Origin of the sequence: Leifsonia sp. ZF2019 (assembly GCF_019924635.1) — a bacterium.
In the GTDB taxonomy this organism is placed as follows: Bacteria; Actinomycetota; Actinomycetes; order Actinomycetales; family Microbacteriaceae; genus Leifsonia.
Window position 1 is genome coordinate 1,781,865 of the sequence record NZ_CP065037.1, and the last position, 19,067, is coordinate 1,800,931.

A 19,067-nucleotide genomic window follows, 5' to 3' on the forward strand; every position below is an offset into this window, starting at 1 on the left:
GCCCCGCTCGATGCGAAAGGCAGACATGTTCAGCAGTGAGAAGGAGCTCGAGGAGGCCCTGGCGACGCCGAGCGCGGCGCTGGTGGCCGACCTCGCGGAGTCGAGCGGCGACCTCGTCGTGCTGGGCGCCGGCGGCAAGATGGGCCCGAGCCTGTCGGTGCTCGCTCGGCGCGCGCTCGACGAGGCGGGCCGCGGCGGCGACGCCGTGTACGCGGTGTCGCGATTCTCGAGCGAGGAGGCGCGGCGGGGGCTCGAGAGGGAGCGCGTGGAGGTGGTGCCCTTCGACCTCCTGTCGGACCGGGACCTCGCCGAGCTGCCCGACGCCCCGAACGTGGTGTTCATGGTGGGCGCGAAGTTCGGCGCGGCGACGAACGCGTCCTGGGCCTGGGAAGTCAATGCCGCCCTGCCCGACCGGGTCGCGCGCCGCTACCGCGACAGCGCGATCACGGCGATGTCCACCGGCAACGTGTACCCCTTCGTCGCCCCCGCGAGCGGCGGCTCGATCGAGTCGGACCTGCCCGGCCCGGTCGGCGAGTACGCGATGTCGTGCCTGGGCCGCGAGCGCGTCTTCGAGTTCGGCGCGGTCACCCGGGGGACGCGCGTCTCGATCGTGCGCCTCAACTACGCGGTCGACCTGCGCTACGGCGTGCTCGCCGACATCGGATCCACCGTGCTGGCGGGCGCGCCGGTCGATCTGACCACCGGCGCCGTCAATGTCGTGTGGCAGGGCTACGCGAACGAGGTCGTGCTGCGCTCGCTCGGCCACGCGAGCGACGCCGTCTTCACCGTGAACCTCACCGGGCCGGAGCTGTTGAGCGTCCGCGGGATCGCGGAGCGCTTCGGGGACCTGCTCGATCGCGCGGTCTCCTTCGCCGGCGAGCCGGCGCCCACCGCGCTGCTGAACAACGCGGGACGCTGCTTCGAGCTCTTCGGGTACCCGTCCGTGCCGGCTGGACGCCTGATCGAGTGGCAGGCGGAGTGGCTGCGGCAGGGCCTGCCGACGTCGGGCAAGCCGACGAAGTGGGCCGTGCGGGACGGTCGGTTCTGATGGGCGTCGAACGGCTCGCCGACGGGCTCGTCATCCCCGCTCATCCGCTCGCCCTGACGGCGGAACGGCGGCTCGACGAGCGGCGCCAGCGCGCCCTGACCCGGTACTATCTGGCCGCGGGCGCGGGAGGGATCGCGATCGCGGTGCACACCACCCAGTTCGAGATCCACGAGCCGGAGCGCGGCCTCCTGGAGCCCGTCCTCGCGCTCACCGCCGACGTGCTCGACCGCGAGGCGGACCGTGAGCTGGTGCGCATCGCCGGCGTCGTCGGCCCGACGGCGCAGGCCGTCGCCGAGGCCGAACTGGCCGCGCGGCTCGGCTACGACGCCGTGCTGCTGAGCCCGCGGCTCGCCGGCGCGAGTGAGGACGACCTCATCGAGCGCGCCCGCGCGGTCGGCGAGGTGCTGCCGGTGATCGGCTTCTACCTGCAGGAGGCCATCGGCGGCCTGGTGCTGTCGCGGGCGTTCTGGCGGAGGTTCGCCGACCTGTCGGCCGTCGTGGCCGTCAAGGCCGCCCCCTTCGACCGCTACCGGACGGCGGAACTCGTGCGCGGCGTGGGGGAGTCCGACCGCGCGGACGAGGTCGCGCTCTACACCGGCAACGACGACGCGATCGTCGCCGACCTGACCGCCGTGCACCGGGTGCCGGGACCGGGAGGGGCGCGCGAGCTGCGCTTCCGCGGCGGCCTGCTCGGTCAGTGGGCGGTCGGCACCCGGGCCGCGACGGGGCTGCTGCAGCTCGCGAAGCGGGCGGCGGACGGCGATGGCGCCGCAGCCCTCGAGCTGGCGGACCTCGCGGCGGACCTCACCGACTTCAATGCCGCGGTGTTCGATCCCGCGCACGGCTTCGCCGGCGTCATCGCGGGCGTGCACGAGGTGCTGCGGCAGCAGGGGCTGCTGGAGGGGATCTGGTGCCTCGACCGGGCGGAGACGCTGTCGCCCGGACAGGCCGCGGAGATCGAGCGTGTGCGCCTGGCCTACCCGCGCCTCGGCGACGACGCGTTCATCGCCGAGCACCGCGACGAGTGGCTGCGCTGATGAGCGACGGCGTGCCGGCGGACGCCGCCGCATCGACGAGCCGGCCGGTGCTGCTGGTGGCCGTGCCCGTCGCCCGGCGCGCGGAGTTCTTCGACGCGGGGGACGCCGGGCGCCTGGCGGACGCGGCGGCACGCCTCGGCGGGGAGCTCGTCTTCGCGGAGTCGCTGGCCGACGCGGCGGCGGAGGTCGACCTCGCGGCGGTCCGCGTGCTGGTCGTCTCCTGGGGCGTTCCCGCGCTGGACGCCGCCCGGCTCGACACGCTGCCCCGCCTGGAGCTGGTCGCCCACTGCGGCGCGAGCATCCGCCCGTTCGCCACGCCGGAGCTGTTCCGGCGCGGCGTGCTCGTCACACAGGCGGGCGCCGCGATGGCGCGGTCGGTCGCGGAGGTCTCGCTGGCCTTCACGCTCGCCCTGCTGCACCGCATTCCACGCTTCGACCACGCGCTCCACGCGGGCTCGGAGTGGACGGAGGCCGAGGCGGCGCCGCCGCAGCACGAGCTCTTGGACGCGCCGATCGGCGTGGTGGGCGCCTCACGCACCGGCCGGGCGTACCTGGAGCTGCTCGTCGCGCTCGGCGCACGCCCGCTCCTGGCCGATCCCACGGTGGACGCAGCGGAGGCGCGCCGGCTCGGCGCCGCGCTCGTCCCGCTGGACGTGCTGCTCGCCAACAGCCGCATCGTCGCCCTCCACGCACCGAGCCTCCCGGAGACGCACCGGATGATCGGCGCCCGCGAGCTCGCCCTCATGCCGACGGGCGCGGGACTGGTGAACACGGCGCGCTCGTGGCTGGTCGATGAGGACGCCCTCCTCGCCGAGCTGGGCAGCGGCCGCATCGACGCCGCCCTCGACGTCTTCGACGACGAGCCGCTGCCGGTCGACAGCCCCTTCCGGGCTCTGCCGAACGCGCTCCTGGTGCCGCACAAGGCGGCCGGGACCCGGGAGGGCCGGCTGCGGCAGGGGGCGGTGGTCGTCTCCGAGGTGGCCCGCCATGCGGCAGGGCGGCCGCTTGAGCATGTCGTCACCGAGCAGGATCTGGAGCGGATGGCATGACCGGGCCGGCCGTGGTGTTCGCGGGTGTCGCCCACTCGCACCCCTTCGCGGACGCGGCGAACCTCCGTGACCGCGGTGCGCGGATCGCGGGCGTCTGGGACGCCGACGACGGACAGCGGCGGGACGGCTTCTCGGCGCGATTCGCCGCCGAGCCGCACGCGACCCTGGAGGGACTGCTCGACACCGGTCCCGATCTCGTGATCGCCACACCGCGCACCCCGAGGGCGCCCGCGGTGGTCGCGGCCTGTGCGGCGGCCGGGGTGCCGGTGTTCGTCAACAAGACGATCGCCGCGACGGAGGAGGCGCTGGCGAGCCTCGACGCGGCGGCGGCCGCCGGAGCCCGGTTCGGCACCTCCTCGGTGCTGCGGTTCGCACCCGCGGTGGCCGCGTTCGCCGCGCTGCTCGACGGGTCGCGCGTGCGGGCGGTCGATGTGACGGCGCAGCACGACATCGCGGGTTTCCTGACGCCGGAGCGCGCGTGGCAGGACGACCCGGCGTCCGGGGGAGGGACGCTCCTCTCGATCGGCGTGCACGCGGTGGATCTGGTGGACGCGGTGCTGCCGCTCGACCGTGGCCGTGCGGTGCTGGAGGGTGCGATCGTGGTCGACGCCCGGGGTTCCGCCGGGGCGGTGCCGACCCGATCGGAGGCGGTCGCCGTGGTGCGCGCCGACACGGCGGAGGGCATCCCGCTGACGCTCACCATCAGCGGCGTGCCCGGACCGGATCGCTACGCCCTGCGTGTCGTGACCGACGGAGGCCTGCTCGAGCTGGCCCTGGGCGACGGGGACGATCTCGGCTACGCCGGGCTCGCCGACGCCCTGCTCGCGACCACGCGGGGCGCCTCCCTCCCGGCGCCCTGGCGGCGGAGCGCGGCGGGCTACCGGCTGCTGCTCGACGCCGCCGTCACGATCCGGACCCGGCGGGAGGTCGCGGCATGATCGCCGTGCGCGTCGCGACCGCCGCCGACGAGCCCGGGATCCTCTCGGTGTGGGGGGAGGCCTTCGGCGAGCCCGACATGGCCCCGCGCTGGCGCCTCGACCCGAACCGGCGCTCCTGGACGCTGGTGGCGGTCGAGGGAGCCGACCTCGTCGGGGCGCTGTACCTCGTCGACCAGCGTCGCCGGACCGCGACGGGCCGGCTCGCCCGCGTGCTCGGCCTGGCCAACGTCGCCGTCGCCGGCCGGGCGCGAGGCCGAGGTCTCGCCCGCGCCCTCACCGACGAGGCGGTGGCCTTCGGACGACGCGCCGGCTACGACTGGTCTCTGCTCTTCACCGATACGCCGGGCGTGTACGCGCCGAGCGGCTATCGGGCTTTCGCCCAGCGCCGCGTCCGTCGCGGCACGGTGCTCACCGGCCGGTCCGCCGCCGGCCGACCTTCCGGCGTGCGCAGCGGCGGAGCGGAGCTCCTCGGCCTGCCCGGCGTCGCCGCGCTGCACGACGGCGCGGACGAGCGCCCGCTGACCGCGGTCCGCGACGAGCTGGGCTGGAGGCGGGCGCTCTCCTGGTACGCCGACACCCGCGTGCACGTGCTGGGCGGCCCGGGCGGGTCGCCGCGCGCCTACGCGGTGACCCGGCTCGGCGCCGCGCCCGCGCTTCTCGAGGCGGCGGGCGACAGGTCCGGTCTGGCCGTGCTGGGCGATCTCGTGCGCGCCGACCTCCTGGGCGCCGGGGCGGTCGCCGTCTCGGTCGAGCTCCCGCCCGGGGAGCCCTACGACGACCTGGTCGGCCGCGTCGTCGCCGACCCGGCGGCCGTCGCGGACGACACCGGGATGTTCCACCCGCTCGACACCGACCCCGAGGTCGTGCGAGCGACCCTCGACCATCCCCGAGCCTTCCACTGGACGGGGGACTACCTGTGATCCTCCCGACCGCCGATCGAACGGAGCACGCATGACCGAGCTGGGCGCACGCCTCGCCGTCCCGCGCACCGACGCCCCCGTCGGCGTCGCCCGACGGGACATCACCCCACCGACGGGCATCCGCGCGAAGAACTGGGGACCGGCCGACTGGGAGCGCTCGGAAGGCGCCCACCGGCCGTTCACCGCGACCGCGCTCGCGGTCGGCGCCGACCCGCTGGTGCTCGTGGCCCTGGACGGCACGTGGTGGCGTCGTGTCGACGACGAACGCGCGGTGCGCGGGCGCGTGCGGGAGCTGCTCGGGATCGCGGAGGAGCGTCTCGTCATCGCGCTCTCGCACACGCACGCGGGCGCCGTGCTCTGCAGCGCCGACGCCGGGCTCCCGGGGGGAGAGCTGATCCCCGGCTACCTCGACGCGCTCGCCGAGGCGATCGCGTCGGCCGCGCGGGAGGCCGTCGACACCGCCGCGCCCGGGCATATCGACTGGACCGCCGGCCGCTGCGCGCTGGCCGCCGATCGCGAGCTCGACATCGAGGGGCGCGCGCTCGTCGGGTACAACCCGGACGCGACGGAGGCCGACGACACCGTCGTCGTCGGGCGGATCACGGCGGCCGACGGGGGTACCGTCGGCACGGTCGTCAACTACGCCTGCCATCCCACGACCCTCGCCTGGCAGAACCGCCTCGTCTCCCCGGACTACGTCGGAGCGATGCGCGAGCTGGTCGAGGCGGAGACCGGGGCGCCCGTGCTCTTCCTGCAGGGCGCGTCGGGCGAGCTGGCGCCGCGCCGGCAGTACACGGGCGAGCTCGACGTCGCGGACCGGCACGGCCGAGCGCTCGGATACGCCGTACTGTCCGCCCTCGCCCTGCTGCCTGCGCCGGGGACCGAGCTGGAGCTGAGCGGCGTCGTCGAGTCCGGGGCTCCGCTCGGGATGTGGACCGAGGCGCCTCAGGCGCCGGCGACGACGATCGCCGCCGCCCGCTCCGCCGTCGAGCTGGAGTTGAACGACCTCCCGACGCTCGACGACCTGGAGCGCAGCTGGGCGGACATCGATCCGCGGAGCAGACAGGAGCGCCTCGGCCGGGCCCGCAATCTGCGCGACGGCTACATCGACGGTCCGACCGTCGAGCATCCGCTCTGGGCCTGGAGGTTGGGCGACGCACTGCTGGTCGCGCATCCGGGAGAGGCGTACTCGGCCTTCCAGACGGGCGTGCGCGGGGATCTGGAGGGGAATCCTGTGCTCGTGCTGAACCTCGCCAACGGTCCCGGCTTCGTCTACCTGCCGACCGACGAGGCCTACCGGCGCGGCGCGTACCAGGCGTGGCAGACCCCGCTCGCGCCCGGGTCGCTCGGCCGGGTGACCGCGGCGGCCTCCGGTCTGCTCTGCGACCTCCTCGACGGAGGTGCGCGATGACCGACGGGACGCGCCGCGGGCTGCTCGTCGGACTGGGCGCCGCGGCACTGGGCGGCGCCGGGATCCTGGCCCAGAACGGGGCGGAACCGGCCGCGGCTTCGTCGCCGGGCGGCTCGAACGCCGCGCCGCTCGTCGTGCGCACGGTCGCCGACCTCGCCAGGGAGAAGGCACAGGACGGGCGCCTCGCGGTCGCCTCCGGCTACCGCGCGCCGGGGGATGCCGGGGCCCTCCTCTACGTGGGCGTCCAGCACCCGGGGAGCAGGGCGAACGGCGGCACGCTGGTCGCCGGCCGCAACGGAACCGCCTGGCGGCTGCTGCACGACGGCACCGTCGACTTCCGCGCCTTCGGGGTGCTGGGAACGGACACCCCGGCCGACGACGCGCTTGACGCCCTCCTCGCCGATCCGTCCGTGCACCGCATCGAAGCGCGCACCGATCTGCACTTCGTCCGCCGGCACACCTCGTCGCGGTCGGGCGTCGAACTCGACTTCGGCGGCCACCTCGTCAGCACCGACGGCATCGAGCCGAACAGCCACGACAACCCGTTCGGCGCCGTGCTCTTCTTCACGGGCACGCCCACCGGTGTGACGGTCGAGTACGCGCTCCCGGAGGCCTGGCCCGAGCTGACGGACGCCGTCGCCGTGCCTGATGCCGGCGCGTTCCCGCTCGACTCCTGGTGGGCGCTGCAGTGCGACGAGGTCGCCGGAGGAGGCGGGGACGAACGGGAACTGCAGCGGTTCGTCCGGATCACGCAGCGCATCGACGCCACCCACGTGCGCGTCGACTACCTCAACGGCTGGACGCTGGAGAAAGGGCGGAAGCTCCGCTGGCGGGGTGTCGCGCCGGTCGAGCGGGTGCGCATCCACTCGATGCGGTTCGCCGGGGCGGGCCCCTTCGACGGCCCGACGGACGGCTCGCTGCCCGACCCGCGGGAGCTGACCGGTTCGCATCCCGTCGCGTTCGAGTACGCGGTGCACTGCGACGTGGCCGACATCCACGCCACGCAGACCTGGTGGCCGGTGATCATGCGGCGCTGGAACAGCCACTTCGTCACCGAGCGCTGCTCCCTCGAGAACCCGCCCACCGTGTTCTATGGCGGTGCGGGCTACCTGACCCAGCAGATCTACTGCCTCTATGGCACGGTGCGCGACTGCCGCAGCTCGAACGCGCGCCACCTGAACGACCTGACGGCGAGCGCGTACTGCCTGGTGCAGAACTGCCACGGGGACGGCGACGATCAGGGCGGAAACCCCTTCACCACCCACGGCCAGTACGAGCACGATCTCACCTTCCTCGGCAACTCCGGGCTGATGGACATCGCCAACTCGGGCGCCCAGTGGGGGACGAGCGCGAAGCGGATCACCGTGCGCGATCACGTCTGCTCCTGGTTCGTCGCGAGCACAAAGATCACCGATCTCACCCTGGAGAACGTCCGCGTCGTGCCGCGCAGCACCTTCGACCCGCAGGCCACGCTGACGATCAACGCCGACGGCGCCCAGCTGCGGGGCTGCACGGCCGGCCTATTCGCGGTGGGCCAGCGCAGCAGCCGGTCCACGCGGCCGACCGTGATCGAGGACTGCACCCTCACCCTGCCGAAGGGACAGGTGCTCGTGCAGACCCCGGTGGCGGCGACGGTCACCTTCTCCGGCTGCCGCATCGATGGCGTCGACGGGACGGTCGCGCGCGGCGCGGGCGCCCTCCGCTTCGTCGACTGCGCCCTGAGCGGGCCCGCCGGCGGGGACGCCTTCCAGATCGGGAGTGCCGAGCTGACCCTGAGCGGCGGCACGGCCGACGGGGTCGCCCTCGTCGTCACGGCCGCGCGCGACCAGCGCGTGACCGTCGAGGGCACCCGCTTCTCCACCACCCGGACGTCCGCGCCGACCCTCGCCCGCGGCGACGGTCCCGGCACGGTCACCTGGCGGATCGACGGGATCGCGTCCGACGCGCCCGCCGGAACGCCGCACCTCGCGATCGAGCGCGGGACCAACCACCTCCGCCTCACGGGCGCCGAGCTCACCGGCGGCGCGCTGAGACTCCCGGCGGCGGGGTTCGGCTCCGACTCGACCCTGCTCTACGACGGCGCCACCGAGCGGCGCGTGGAGCGGACCCTGCCCGAACCGTCGAACCGCATCCTCCTCGGCGACGTGCTCGTCGCCGACCGAACGTGAAGGACTCTGCTCCATGACCAGCTCCTCGGTTCCACCGACCTCCCCCCGCCGCTCCCGCCGCAGCGAAACGGCGCCCGCGCCCGACGTCCCCCGCTCCGGCACCCGCCGCGGCCTGCTCGTCGGTCTCGGGGCCGCCGCGATCGGCGGGGTGACCGCCGTCGGCGGGCTCACCCCGGCCGATGCGGCGACCGCTGCGGTCCCCGCGACGCCCGGCGCCTCCGGCTCGCTGCGCCAGGTGCGCGTCGTCGGCGACCTGGCGAAGATCAAGGCGAAGGACGGCGAGATCGCCATCGCCTCCGGCTACCATCAGCCCGGCGACGTCGGCGGACTGATCTACCGCGGTGCGTCCGGCCAGGGCGCGACCGTCAACGGCGGGACGATCGTCGCGGGCAAGAACGGGACGGTGTGGGTGCTCGTGCACGACGGCACCGTCGAGTTCCGCCAGTTCGGGATCATGGGGCCGGACACCCCGGCCGACGCGGCTCTGGAGGCGATGGTCGCCGACGCGGCCATCGCCCGGATCGAGGGCCACACCGACCTCAACTTCACCAAGCGCCACAAGCTGGTCCGCTCGCACCTCGAACTCGACTTCGGCGGCCACCTCATGACGACGGAGGGGATCGAGAACGCCGGGACGGACGACCCCTTCGCCGCGGTCATGTTCTTCCAGGGGGTCCTCTCGACCGAGACCCAGAGCGCCGCCCTCAGCGCGGCCATCCCGGACCTCGGCGACATCTTCGAGGTCGCCGACTCCTCGTGGTTCGCCGTCGACGCGTGGTATGCCGCGGAGGTCAACGCGCTGAGCGGGCGGTGGGAACGCGAGCTGCAGAAACTGCTGCAGGTGACGCAGATCGTCGACGGCACGCACATCCGCGTGAACTACAAGAACGGCTGGCCGCTGGCGAAGGGGCGCACGATCACCTGGACCAAGGTGCAACCGGTCCAGGACATCCGCATCTCCAACCTCGTCTTCCGCGGCAAGGGGACCGACCAGTACACCGGGTCGCACCCGATCGCGTTCGAGTACGCCGTGCGCTGCGACGTCGAGAACATCGTCGGCAGCCTGACGTTCTGGCCGCTGATCATGCGCCGCTGGAACACGTTCTACTCCACCATCGGCTGCACCCTCTCGAACCCGACGTCGGTGACCTACGGAGGGGCCGGGTACCTCACGCAGCAGATCTATTGCCTGTACGGATACGTCGCCAACTGCCACACGTCCAACGCGCGGCACCTGAACGACTTCACCGCGAGCGCGTACTCGATGGTCGAGAACTGCCACGGCGACGGCGACGACCAGGGCCCGTTCGTCACGCACGGCCAGTACGAGCACGACCTCACCTACACGGGCAACTCCGGTCTGATGACCTTCGCCAACTCGGGTGCGGCGTGGGGTTCGGCGGCCAAGCGCATCACGGTGCGCAAACACGTCTGCTCCTGGTTCGTCGCGCGGGTCAAGGTCACCGATCTGACGCTGGAGGACGTCCGGGTGATCGGCAAGCCCAGTCTGGCGGGCTCCGGGATGCTCTGGATCAACGCTGACGGTGCGCAGCTGACCGGCTGCACCGCCGACAGCACGCTCGTCATCACGCAGGCGTCGACCGCCTCCACCCGGCCGACGGTCATCCGCGACTCCTGGTTCGGCTTCGCGGCTCCGGGCAGCCTGACCGACGCCAGTGTGAAGGTGCCGGTCACCTTCGAGAACACGACGCTGGAGAATGTCGGAGGGATGAAGATCCTCGGGGCCGGGGAGGTCACCTTCCGCGGCTCCACGCTCACGGCCCCCACCGGGTCCGACCCGGTGCAGACGGCGTCGGCGCGCACGCGCATCACCGGCAGCCGCCTCGACAACGTGTCGATCCAGGCGACGGGCGCGGCAGAGCAGGCGATCGAGGTGACGGCGAGCAGCGTCATCACGGGCGCCGGAGGCACGGCGATCGGCCGGTCGGGGGACAAGGCGGTCACCGTGCTGCTCGCCGACAGCGCGTTCTCCCGCTCGGAGTCGAGCGGGAAGCACGTGTCGCTCACCGGGGGCACGAACCACTACCGCGCCACGGGCTGCCGCTTCGACGGCGGCGCGCTCGAGCTCACGGGAGGCGGCTTCGGCGGGACGTCGACGCTGCTGCACACCGCGAACGTGGAAAGCTCGGTGACACGCACCGGATTCCCCGCCGACTCGGCGCGCGTCGTGACCGCCGGCAACATCACCGTCTGAACCGTCCGCTCCACCGCACCGCAGAACCACTGGAAGGAACACGCATGACCGCACCCGCGTCCGCATCCGCCCCCGTCGCCCTCGTCACCGGAGGCGCGGCCGGCATCGGCTGGGAGATCGGGAGACGGCTCGCCGCCGACGGCTACCGGGTCGTCGCCGCCGACCTGGTCCCGGGGCTCACCGCGACGACGCCGGAGGCGGGGATCGTCCACCGTCGGCTCGACGTGACCGATCCGGACGACGTCACGGCCGTCTTCGCCGACGTCGTCGCCGAGTTCGGGCGGCTCGACGCGGTCGTGAACAACGCGGGCATCCAGCGTCACCGCGCGATCGAGGACCTGAGCTGGGACGAGTGGAAGGCCGTCGTGGACGTGAACCTGCACGGCGTCTTCCTCTGCCTCCAGGCCGCCGGCCGGCACATGCTGGCGGCCGGCGGCGGACGGATCGTCAACATCTCGTCGATCTCGTCGCGCGGCTCGGCGGGCCGCGCGCCGTACGCCTCCACGAAAGCCGCGGTCGTCGGGCTGACAGCGACGGCGGGCGCGGAGTGGGCGGCGCGCGGCGTGCGGGTGAACGCGGTCGCCCCCGGCTATGTCGACACCGGGGTCTTCCGTCAGGGCGTGGCAGCCGGGACGCTGAGCGAGGAGACGATCCTCGCCCGCATCCCGGCCCGCCGCCTCGCCCAGCCGCGCGAGATCGCGGCGACCGTCGCCTTCCTACTCTCCGACGACGCGAGCTACTTCGCCGGTCAGACCCTCTTCGCCGACGGCGGGTTCCTGGTCGACTACGGCGTGCCGCTCGCGTCGGTGCCGAAGCCGTGACGCGCGAGCTGCGCACCGCGACGACGGCCCTGCCGCTGCCCGCGCCCCTGCAACTCGGCGCGATGACCGTCACCCGGCGGGAGTTCGCCGCCGTGCGCGTCGAGGAGGGCGGGGAGGCCGGAGTCGCGTACGGGCTCACGCGTGAGGCGCCGATGGCGGAGATCGTCGAACGCCTCATCGCGCCGCACGTGCTCGACGGCGATCTCGACCCCGAGTCGCTGTGGGACCGTGCGTTCCGCGGCAGCGCGATCGTCGGCCGCGTCGGCCTGGTGCGCCGTGCGCTCGGGCTCGTCGATGTGGCCCTCTGGGATCTGCACGCACGGCAGCAGGGCGTTCCCGTCTGGCGCCTGCTCGGCGCGGACGGCGGCCCGCGCGCCGCCATGCTCGTCGCCGCCTACCCGACGGCCGGCCGCACGGTCGAGAGCCTGGTCGAGGAGGTCGTGGTGCAGGCGCGCGCGGGCTGGCCGCAGGTGAAGATCTCGCGGTCGCCCGATCGCGGGCTCATGCGCGACCTCCTGGCCGAGCTCGACCGAGAGCTGCCCGCGGGCTGCGGTCTCGTCGTCGACGTCGGCTTCGGCTGGCGGGGCGCCGACGAGGCGATCGACGAGCTCGCGGCGTGGGGGAGTCCGCGGCTCGCCTGGCTCGAGGACCCCCTGCTCCCGGAGGATGTGGTCGGGTGCGCCCGGATCCGCCGGGAGACCGGACTCACGGTCGCGGTCGGCGACGAGGTCACCGACCCGGCCGTCCTGCAGGCTCTCGCCGAGGGCGGAGGCATCGACGTGGCGCGACTCGATGTCGTCGCCCTCGGCGGGATCACCCCCTCGCGGGCGTTCCTCGCCTGGGCGGCCGACCGCGGCCTCCCCGTCTCGTGCCACATCGGGCCCGAGATCAGCACGCACCTGCCGGGCGTGCAGGTCGAGACGTTCGCGCGCGGCCCCCTGCCCAACCCCTACGACCCCTCGCCGGTGCTCGTCACCGGCGGCCCGGTGTTCGCCGGCGGTCGTGCGACACCGCCGTCGGGTCCCGGGCTCGGCTTCGGGTTCGCACCGGGTACGTTCGACTTCGGGAGGTCGCAATGACACGCAGTGTGGTCGTCACCGGCAGCGGCAAGGGGATCGGGCGCGGCATCGCCGAGCGGCTCACGGCCGACGGCTGGACCGTGGTCGGAGTCGAGCGGTCGGCGTCGGACACCCTCGAGGCGGGGATCTGCGCGGCGGTCGTCGTCGGCGACTCCGCCGAGCGCGCGGTCCACACCCGGGCCGCGGAGCGTGCGGAAGAGCTGGCGCCGCTCGCGGGGTGGGTCAACAACGCCGGTGTCACGGTCCGCACCCCGCTGCACGCCCTCGACGAGGAGGCCGTGCGCCGTGTCGTCGAGACCAACGGCCTCGGCTATCTCTGGGGCTGCTCCGCCGCCGTCGCGGCCTTCACCGCGCGTGCGGCCGGCGGTGCGATCGTCAACGTGGGCTCGATCCACGGCCGCGCGAGCTTCGTCGACCACGCGGCGTACGAGTTCACCAAGGGCGGGATCGACGCCCTCACCCGTAGCGTGGCGGTCAGCTACGGTCCGTTCGGCATCCGCGCCAACACGGTCGCCCCTGGCGGGGTGCGGACGCCGCACCTCGACGCGCAGATCGCCGGGGCGGCCGACCCGGAGGCCGAGGAGCGCGGCCTCGCCGAGGGGCCGCCGTTGCGGCGGATCGCCACAGTCGCCGAGGTCGCGTCGCTCACGGCGTACCTGCTGAGCGACGAGGCCTCCTACATCAGCGGGCAGTCGATCGCGGTCGACGGCGGCTGGACGGCGGCGTTCGGTCGGCCGGAGGCCGACGCGGGCCTGGCGGAGCGGTACGGTCTCACCGGCCGCTGACGGCGTCCGGACGCGCCGGCCGGCGTCAGGCCTTGACCATCGACGCGCGCCGGATGAGCCCGTCGCGCACGTCGAACGTGGCGATCGTCTCGGTGGCGACCCCGTCGCGCACGACCTGCTCGCGCGCGACCACCCAGCGGTCGCCGAAGAGCGTGTGCGCGTCGATGGTGCAGTGGAGCCCGGGATAGGCGAGCCGGTCGGCGTAGAAGGCGCGGATCTCCTCCCGTCCCGTGAGCGCCGCTTCGCCGACCCCGGTGACGATCGCGTCCTCCGCATAGGTGGCGACGAAGCCGTCGAGGTCGTGCGCGTTGAACGCGTCGACCTGCTCGGTGACGATGCGGAGCGCGTCGAGTGCTGTCATGGGATCCTCCGGTGGCGGGTCGTTCGGCGAGGCAGACGGGGTGGGGGCGGGGCGGGGCGCGGCGCGTCAGTCGATGCGCACGCCGCCGTTGACGTCATAGGTGGCGCCGGTCACGAAGCCGGCGCGCTCCGAGGCGAGCGAGGCGATCGTCCAGGCCACGTCGGCCGGCGTTCCGAAGCGGCCCAGCGGGATCGAGGACTCGAGGGCGTCGCGGCCGTCGCCGGTCAGCTGGTCGGTGATGGCGCTCGTGACGGGACCGGGGGTGACCGCGTTGACGCGGATCCCCTCGGCGGCGAGGTGCCGCGCGAAGCTCCTGGTCAGGGCGAGTAGAGCCCCCTTGCTGGCGGCGTAGTGCATCCCGGTCTGCAGGGCGCCGAGCTGGCCGGCGATCGAGGACAGGTTCACGATGCTGCGGTCGCCGGAGGCGGCGCGCAGCAGGGGGAGCAGCCCGCGGGTGAGGAGGAAGGTGCCGCGCACGTTCGTCTCCATCACCGCGTCCCACTCGTCGAGCTCGATGTCGTCGTAGTGGCGGTAGGGGCACACCCCGCCGTTGTTGACGAGCACGTGCAGCTCGCCCCAGGCGGCGGAGACCTCCTCCACGAGGGCGGTGACCGACCCGGGGGAGCGGAGGTCCAGCCTGCTGACGCGCACCTCGGCGGCCCCGGCTTCCCGGCATTCGGCGGCCACCCGCTCGGCCGCGGCGCCGCCGGATGTGAAGGTGAGCCAGAGCGCGTGCCCGGCGGAGGCGAGCTCGACTGCGGTGGCGGATCCGATGCCGGAGCTGGCTCCGGTGATGAGACTGCGGCGGAGAGTCATGGGAAAACGCTATAGCAAGATCGGCGCAGAATGCGAGCGGACTGGCCCGCAAACGCTAGATGCTATAGCGTTTTCGTTATGACTTCCGATCTCGTTGCGATCACCGACTGCGATCTGCCCGGCACCGCCGCCGACGACGCCCTCACCGCCGCCGGCCTGCGCGTGCGGCGCGCCGCCTCGCCGTCGGCCGATGACATCGCCGAGGCCGCGGCGGACGCATCGGCCCTGATCGTCCAGTGGGCGACCATCGACGGCGCACTGCTCGACCGCCTCCCCCACCTCCGCTTCATCAGCAGGCTCGGCATCGGCTACGACATGATCGACGTGGAGGCGGCGACTGAGCGGGGCATCCTCGTGGCGAACACGCCCGCCTACTGCCTGGACGAGGTCGCGACGCACACCCTCGCGATGATCCTCGCTCTCGGTCGCGGGCTCATCGGCTACGACAGGGCGGTGCGCGCCGGGCGCTGGTCCGCGGTGGATGCACGGCCGATGGGCTTCCGGCCCGCGGCGACCACCGTCTCCGTGGTCGGCTACGGCCGGATCGGCTCCCTGGTCGCCCGCCGCTGCGCCGCGCTCGGCTTCCGCGTGCTCGTCGCCGACCCGATGGTCGACGACGGCGACGTCCTGGCGGAGGGCCTCGAGCCCGTCTCGCTGGACGACGCGATCGCGCGGGCGGATGTGCTGACGCTGCACGCCCCGCTCACGGACGCCACCCGGCACCTCGTCGACGCACGCGCCCTCGCCGCCATGCGCCCGTCCGCCGTGCTCGTGAACACCTGCCGCGGCCCGCTCGTCGACGAGGACGCTCTCGCCGAGGCGCTCGCGTCCGGCGGCATCGCCGGGGCGGCGATCGATGTGTTCGACAGCGAGCCGCTGCCCGCGACCAGCCGCCTCCGCGCACTGGACAATGTGCTGCTGACCCCGCACGCGGCCTGGTATTCGCCGCAGGCGCTGGCCGACCTGCCGCTGCACGCGGCCGGGAACATCGTCGACCACTTCGCGGGACGGCCCGTGGCCGCCGTCGTCAACCGCGCCGTCGCCACCGCCGACTGAGAGGACCCCGCATGCGATTCCAGCGCCTCGGCCCGGCGGGAGCCGAACGACCGTACGTCCGCTCCGCCGGCCGGCTCTTCGAGCTCGACCGGCTCGCGCCCGACATCGACCCGGCCTTCTTCGCGGCGGACGGGATCGCCCGCACCGCCGCCGCGCTCGCCGCCGGAGAGCTCCCGGAGGCCGCAGCCGAGACCGCGGACCTGCGGGTCGGGCCGCCCGTCGGCCGCCCGCCGGCGATCGTGTGCATCGGCCAGAACTACGCCGCGCACGCCGCCGAGTCGGGGGCAGCGCCGCCGGAGCATCCGATCGTCTTCTTCAAGCACCCCAACACGCTCGTCGGACCGTACGACGACATCCTCCTGCCGCCCGGCGCCGAGCGCGTCGACTGGGAGGTCGAGCTGGCCGTGGTGATCGGACGCCGCGCCCGCTACCTCGACACGGATGCCGAGGCGGAGGCCTGCATCGCCGGGTTCGCGGTCTCGGACGACGTCTCCGAGCGCGCCTGGCAGCTGGAGGTCTCCGGCGGCCAGTGGTCGAAGGGCAAGAGCGCCGAGACGTTCAATCCGCTCGGTCCGGAGCTGGTCACCCCCGACGAGGTCGACTGCACGAGGCTGCGGCTGCGCTCCTGGGTGGACGACGAGCCCCGGCAGGACTCGACGACGGCGGACCTGATCTTCGGCGTCGCGGCGCTCGTCCGCGACCTCAGCCAGTACCTGGTGCTCGAGCCCGGCGACATCATCAACACCGGCACGCCGCAGGGCGTCGCGCTCTCCGGCCGGTTCCCGTACCTCGTGGAGGGGAACACGGTGCGCGTGGCGATCGACGGGCTCGGGGAGCAGCGCAGCCGGGTGCGGCGCGCCACGCGCTAGACCCCGCTCAGCGCCGGTAGCGCGGCTGCGGCAGTCCCTGCGCCGCCACCTCCGCCGTGAACAGCGCGCCGGACGCGGGCGCCGCCGCCAGCGCGTCCGCGTCCAGATCCGCGCGTGCGGTCGTGATGACCAGGGTGTGCAGCCCGGGTCCGGCGAACGCGACGCTCGACGTGTGCGGGGCGTCGACGGCGACCGTGTCGATCACCGCGCCCGTCGCGTCGTAGCGGCGCACCTCGCCGCGGCCCCAGAACGCGATCCACAGGTTCCCGTCGGTATCCGCGCACATGCCGTCGGGCATTCCGTCCACCTCGAGATGCACACGGCGCGGCCCCGTTGCTCCGGAGCCGACGTCGTAGTCGCGAGCCCAGACCGTCGCGGCGAGGGTGTCGACCGAGTAGAGCGTGCCGCCGTCGGGCGACCAGCACAGCCCGTTGGAGAGCAGGAGGTCGTCGTCGAGAACGCGGACGCGGTCGCCGTCGAGCTGGACGAGGACCTCGGACCCGTCGCCTCCGTCGAACGGGTGCGTGCCGACCAGCAGGCGCCCGGCGGGGTCCACCGCGGCGTCGTTGGTACGGCTGCGGGCTCCGGTCGGGACCACCACCGGTCCCGCCTCCACGGCGCCGCCCTCCGCCGCGAACAGGATGCGCTCCCGGGCGACGACGGCGAGGCGCCCATCGGCCGCCGGGAGCACGGCGCCGACCGGTTCGCCGAACGACCGCGACCCGGTGACGGTGATGCCCGCGCCGTCGAGCCGGCCGGACAGCACGGTCCCTGCCAGGATGTCGACCCAGAGGACGCGGTCGTTCACCGCGTCCCACACGGGGCCTTCGGCCAGCTCGAACGTCTCGGTCGTGGCCCGGCGTGCGTGGTAGGCGGTCATCCTCCGATCCTGGCAGAAGCAGTCAGCGCGCCGACGCCACGAAGTCCGTCAGCACCGGAGCGAGAGCATCGGCCTCGACCGCGTGCGTCTGGCCCGGCAGATCGGCGTAGCGACCGCCCGCGGCCTCGGCGGCGATGGTGGCGGCGCCGTAGCGGAGGAACTCCGGGGTGGCGCCGCCTGCAAGCCCCAGCACCGGCACGCGAAGCGCCGCGACGACCTCGTCCGGCACCAGGGAGTCGCCGAGCGCCGCGTCGTCGTAAGCGAGCGTGGGCGCGAGGCCGACCGTGCCCGACCAGTACGGCGACTGTCGCAGGCCCGCGAGCTGATCCTCCGGCACCCCGACGCGTCGGAAGAAGAGCTCCGCCGCCGCGTCGCGGTCGCCGCGGAAGAGAGCATCGTGCAGGGCGGCCGTATAGGCCAGGGCCGGCTCCTGCGCGCCCTCGGGCACGTACGGCGGCTCGTAGACCACCAGAGCGCTCACCAGCTCCGGGCCGAGCGCGGCCGCCGCAGTCAGCGCGAGCGCGCCGCCGGAGGAGATGCCGAACAGGGTCACGGGGCCGCCGACCGCGTCGATCAGAGCCGCGATGTCCTCGATCTCCCGCCCGACGGCGAAGGGGAGGGTGTCGCCGCTCTCCCCGCGCCCGCGGCGATCGTAGGCCACAGCGGTCAGCTGGGACGCGAGTGCCGCGGCGATCGGCCGCATCGGGCCGGAGGCGCGATGGCAGGAGGCACCGTCCACGAGCACGATCACGGGCCCGGTGCCCGCGGTCTCGTAGGCGATGTGCGTGCCGTCGGCGGAGGTCGCGGTGGCCATCGATGCTCCTCTCGGCGACCGGCCGGGCATCTCGTCGGCCCGGCTGGGCGCATGGTGCGAGTCTAGGCAGCCGTCCGACGCGGGGCCAGGGGCGACGACGGACCGACCCTGGTCAGCCGGCGCGGAGCGCGGGTAGTGTGTCCACACACGGTCCGCCCCTGCACCCGAAGCGGCGGACGGATGGGGGTGTCGATGAGGTTCTTCCCCGAGCGCGAGGAGCGTTCCGCGGACGGCCGCGATCTGCAGCGGTCACGGACTCCGCGCTGGTCGCGACCCCCCGAAGACGAGCTGCCCCACGCGCTGGCCGAGACAGCCGTGCTCGCGACCACGGACAACCTCGCGCTCCTCCTGGCCGGTGTGCGCGCCTACTCCGACGGCGCCCTGTTCCTGGTCGAGTGGAGGCTGCGCCGGCTCGACGAGGACGACGCCGCCTGGGCGGCCCTCGTGCGCCGCGTCGCCGGCCCGCGCCTCCCGGGTGAGCAGCAGCTCGGCGCGCTGCGGCTGGGCATCGAGCTCGCCGACGGGGAGCGCCTCGTCGCCGACGGCGAGTCCTGGTGGCTGCCGGGGGAGCTCACCGAGCCGGACGGGCACGTGCTCGGCATGGCGAACTGGAGTGGTGGCGGCAGCGACGACACCCAGGTCTTCTCGGGCGACCTGTGGCTGTGGCCGCTCCCGCCCGAGGGACCGGTGACGCTGGCGTGGGAGTGGCCCGCCTTCGGGCTCGCCGAGGGGACGCGCGTGCTCTCCGGCGGGCGCATCCGCGACGCCGCCGTCGCCGCCCGGCCCATCTGGGGCTGAGC

The 19,067-nt window shown here is 74.0% G+C and carries 18 protein-coding genes; 14 read left to right on the forward strand and 4 right to left on the reverse strand.

Annotated features, from left to right (window positions below):
* Positions 1–25 precede the first annotated feature (25 nt).
* Genes IT072_RS08790 through IT072_RS08840 form a run of 11 tightly spaced genes read left to right on the forward strand, consistent with a single transcriptional unit; the run spans position 26 to position 13,471 of the window.
* Positions 26–1,048, forward strand: coding sequence for an NAD-dependent epimerase/dehydratase family protein (locus IT072_RS08790; protein ID WP_223360581.1), 1,023 nt, complete (start codon positions 26–28; stop codon positions 1,046–1,048).
* Positions 1,048–2,085 (forward strand): dihydrodipicolinate synthase family protein, encoded by a 1,038-nt coding sequence (locus IT072_RS08795; RefSeq protein WP_223360582.1) that lies wholly within the window; start codon positions 1,048–1,050, stop codon positions 2,083–2,085. Before IT072_RS08790 ends, IT072_RS08795 begins: the two co-directional genes overlap by 1 nt.
* Positions 2,085–3,134: a hydroxyacid dehydrogenase gene (locus IT072_RS08800; protein WP_223360583.1), complete on the forward strand. Its 1,050-nt coding sequence runs from the start codon at positions 2,085–2,087 to the stop codon at positions 3,132–3,134. The genes IT072_RS08795 and IT072_RS08800 overlap by 1 nt, the downstream gene beginning before the upstream one ends.
* Complete coding sequence (locus IT072_RS08805) at positions 3,131–4,072, forward strand: hypothetical protein (RefSeq protein ID WP_223360584.1); 942 nt, start codon at positions 3,131–3,133, stop codon at positions 4,070–4,072. The genes IT072_RS08800 and IT072_RS08805 overlap by 4 nt, the downstream gene beginning before the upstream one ends.
* Complete coding sequence (locus IT072_RS08810) at positions 4,069–4,992, forward strand: GNAT family N-acetyltransferase (protein ID WP_223360585.1); 924 nt, start codon at positions 4,069–4,071, stop codon at positions 4,990–4,992. The genes IT072_RS08805 and IT072_RS08810 overlap by 4 nt, the downstream gene beginning before the upstream one ends.
* A 31-nt stretch (positions 4,993–5,023) precedes the next feature.
* Entirely contained in the window at positions 5,024–6,403 is a 1,380-nt protein-coding gene (locus tag IT072_RS08815) for a hypothetical protein (RefSeq protein WP_223360586.1), read from the forward strand.
* The gene (locus IT072_RS08820) at positions 6,400–8,571 is read left to right on the forward strand and encodes a peptidase C14 (protein ID WP_223360587.1); all 2,172 of its coding nucleotides are present in this window, start codon (positions 6,400–6,402) and stop codon (positions 8,569–8,571) included. Before IT072_RS08815 ends, IT072_RS08820 begins: the two co-directional genes overlap by 4 nt.
* Before the next feature lie 13 nt (positions 8,572–8,584).
* Entirely contained in the window at positions 8,585–10,786 is a 2,202-nt protein-coding gene (locus IT072_RS08825) for a peptidase C14 (protein WP_223360588.1), read from the forward strand.
* A gap of 44 nt (positions 10,787–10,830) precedes the next feature.
* Entirely contained in the window at positions 10,831–11,607 is a 777-nt protein-coding gene (locus tag IT072_RS08830; protein WP_223360589.1) for an SDR family NAD(P)-dependent oxidoreductase, read from the forward strand.
* Complete coding sequence (locus IT072_RS08835; protein WP_223360590.1) at positions 11,604–12,686, forward strand: enolase C-terminal domain-like protein; 1,083 nt, start codon at positions 11,604–11,606, stop codon at positions 12,684–12,686. Before IT072_RS08830 ends, IT072_RS08835 begins: the two co-directional genes overlap by 4 nt.
* Positions 12,683–13,471 (forward strand): SDR family NAD(P)-dependent oxidoreductase, encoded by a 789-nt coding sequence (locus IT072_RS08840; RefSeq protein ID WP_223360591.1) that lies wholly within the window; start codon positions 12,683–12,685, stop codon positions 13,469–13,471. The genes IT072_RS08835 and IT072_RS08840 overlap by 4 nt, the downstream gene beginning before the upstream one ends.
* Before the next feature lie 25 nt (positions 13,472–13,496).
* On the opposite strand, the gene IT072_RS08845 is transcribed toward IT072_RS08840, so the two are convergent.
* Both IT072_RS08845 and IT072_RS08850 read right to left on the reverse strand, forming a co-directional pair.
* Positions 13,497–13,832: a nuclear transport factor 2 family protein gene (locus IT072_RS08845; protein ID WP_223360592.1), complete on the reverse strand. Its 336-nt coding sequence runs from the start codon at positions 13,830–13,832 to the stop codon at positions 13,497–13,499.
* Positions 13,833–13,898: 66 nt separating this feature from the next.
* Entirely contained in the window at positions 13,899–14,648 is a 750-nt protein-coding gene (locus IT072_RS08850) for an SDR family NAD(P)-dependent oxidoreductase (protein ID WP_223360593.1), read from the reverse strand.
* Positions 14,649–14,726: 78 nt separating this feature from the next.
* Between IT072_RS08850 and IT072_RS08855 the strand changes: the two genes are divergently transcribed.
* Both IT072_RS08855 and IT072_RS08860 read left to right on the forward strand, forming a co-directional pair.
* On the forward strand, positions 14,727–15,704 hold the full coding sequence (locus IT072_RS08855) for a C-terminal binding protein (RefSeq protein WP_223360594.1): 978 nt from the start codon (positions 14,727–14,729) through the stop codon (positions 15,702–15,704).
* An 11-nt stretch (positions 15,705–15,715) separates the two neighbouring features.
* Positions 15,716–16,573 (forward strand): fumarylacetoacetate hydrolase family protein, encoded by an 858-nt coding sequence (locus tag IT072_RS08860; RefSeq protein ID WP_223360595.1) that lies wholly within the window; start codon positions 15,716–15,718, stop codon positions 16,571–16,573.
* Positions 16,574–16,580: 7 nt separating this feature from the next.
* On the opposite strand, the gene IT072_RS08865 is transcribed toward IT072_RS08860, so the two are convergent.
* Entirely contained in the window at positions 16,581–17,453 is an 873-nt protein-coding gene (locus IT072_RS08865; RefSeq protein ID WP_223360596.1) for an SMP-30/gluconolactonase/LRE family protein, read from the reverse strand.
* A gap of 22 nt (positions 17,454–17,475) precedes the next feature.
* Positions 17,476–18,267, reverse strand: coding sequence for an alpha/beta fold hydrolase (locus tag IT072_RS08870; protein WP_223360597.1), 792 nt, complete (start codon positions 18,265–18,267; stop codon positions 17,476–17,478).
* Between the two features lie 192 nt (positions 18,268–18,459).
* Here IT072_RS08870 and IT072_RS08875 point away from each other — a divergent pair, with 192 nt between their 5' ends.
* The gene (locus IT072_RS08875) at positions 18,460–19,065 is read left to right on the forward strand and encodes a hypothetical protein (protein WP_223360598.1); all 606 of its coding nucleotides are present in this window, start codon (positions 18,460–18,462) and stop codon (positions 19,063–19,065) included.
* Positions 19,066–19,067 lie beyond the last annotated feature (2 nt).

Excerpts from the sequence above, each read along its gene's own strand:
- IT072_RS08870 (WP_223360597.1), bottom strand. The coding sequence starts at position 18,267 with ATGGCCACCGCGACCTCCGCCGACGGCACGCACATCGCCTACGAGACC.
- IT072_RS08800 (WP_223360583.1), top strand. The coding sequence starts at position 2,085 with ATGAGCGACGGCGTGCCGGCGGACGCCGCCGCATCGACGAGCCGGCCG.
- IT072_RS08875 (WP_223360598.1), top strand. The coding sequence starts at position 18,460 with ATGAGGTTCTTCCCCGAGCGCGAGGAGCGTTCCGCGGACGGCCGCGAT.
- IT072_RS08810 (WP_223360585.1), top strand. The coding sequence starts at position 4,069 with ATGATCGCCGTGCGCGTCGCGACCGCCGCCGACGAGCCCGGGATCCTC.
- IT072_RS08795 (WP_223360582.1), top strand. The coding sequence starts at position 1,048 with ATGGGCGTCGAACGGCTCGCCGACGGGCTCGTCATCCCCGCTCATCCG.
- IT072_RS08815 (WP_223360586.1), top strand. The coding sequence starts at position 5,024 with ATGACCGAGCTGGGCGCACGCCTCGCCGTCCCGCGCACCGACGCCCCC.
- IT072_RS08860 (WP_223360595.1), top strand. The coding sequence starts at position 15,716 with ATGCGATTCCAGCGCCTCGGCCCGGCGGGAGCCGAACGACCGTACGTC.
- IT072_RS08840 (WP_223360591.1), top strand. The coding sequence starts at position 12,683 with ATGACACGCAGTGTGGTCGTCACCGGCAGCGGCAAGGGGATCGGGCGC.
- IT072_RS08850 (WP_223360593.1), bottom strand. The coding sequence starts at position 14,648 with ATGACTCTCCGCCGCAGTCTCATCACCGGAGCCAGCTCCGGCATCGGA.
- IT072_RS08830 (WP_223360589.1), top strand. The coding sequence starts at position 10,831 with ATGACCGCACCCGCGTCCGCATCCGCCCCCGTCGCCCTCGTCACCGGA.
- IT072_RS08805 (WP_223360584.1), top strand. The coding sequence starts at position 3,131 with ATGACCGGGCCGGCCGTGGTGTTCGCGGGTGTCGCCCACTCGCACCCC.
- IT072_RS08825 (WP_223360588.1), top strand. The coding sequence starts at position 8,585 with ATGACCAGCTCCTCGGTTCCACCGACCTCCCCCCGCCGCTCCCGCCGC.
- IT072_RS08855 (WP_223360594.1), top strand. The coding sequence starts at position 14,727 with ATGACTTCCGATCTCGTTGCGATCACCGACTGCGATCTGCCCGGCACC.
- IT072_RS08820 (WP_223360587.1), top strand. The coding sequence starts at position 6,400 with ATGACCGACGGGACGCGCCGCGGGCTGCTCGTCGGACTGGGCGCCGCG.
- IT072_RS08790 (WP_223360581.1), top strand. The coding sequence starts at position 26 with ATGTTCAGCAGTGAGAAGGAGCTCGAGGAGGCCCTGGCGACGCCGAGC.
- IT072_RS08845 (WP_223360592.1), bottom strand. The coding sequence starts at position 13,832 with ATGACAGCACTCGACGCGCTCCGCATCGTCACCGAGCAGGTCGACGCG.
- IT072_RS08865 (WP_223360596.1), bottom strand. The coding sequence starts at position 17,453 with ATGACCGCCTACCACGCACGCCGGGCCACGACCGAGACGTTCGAGCTG.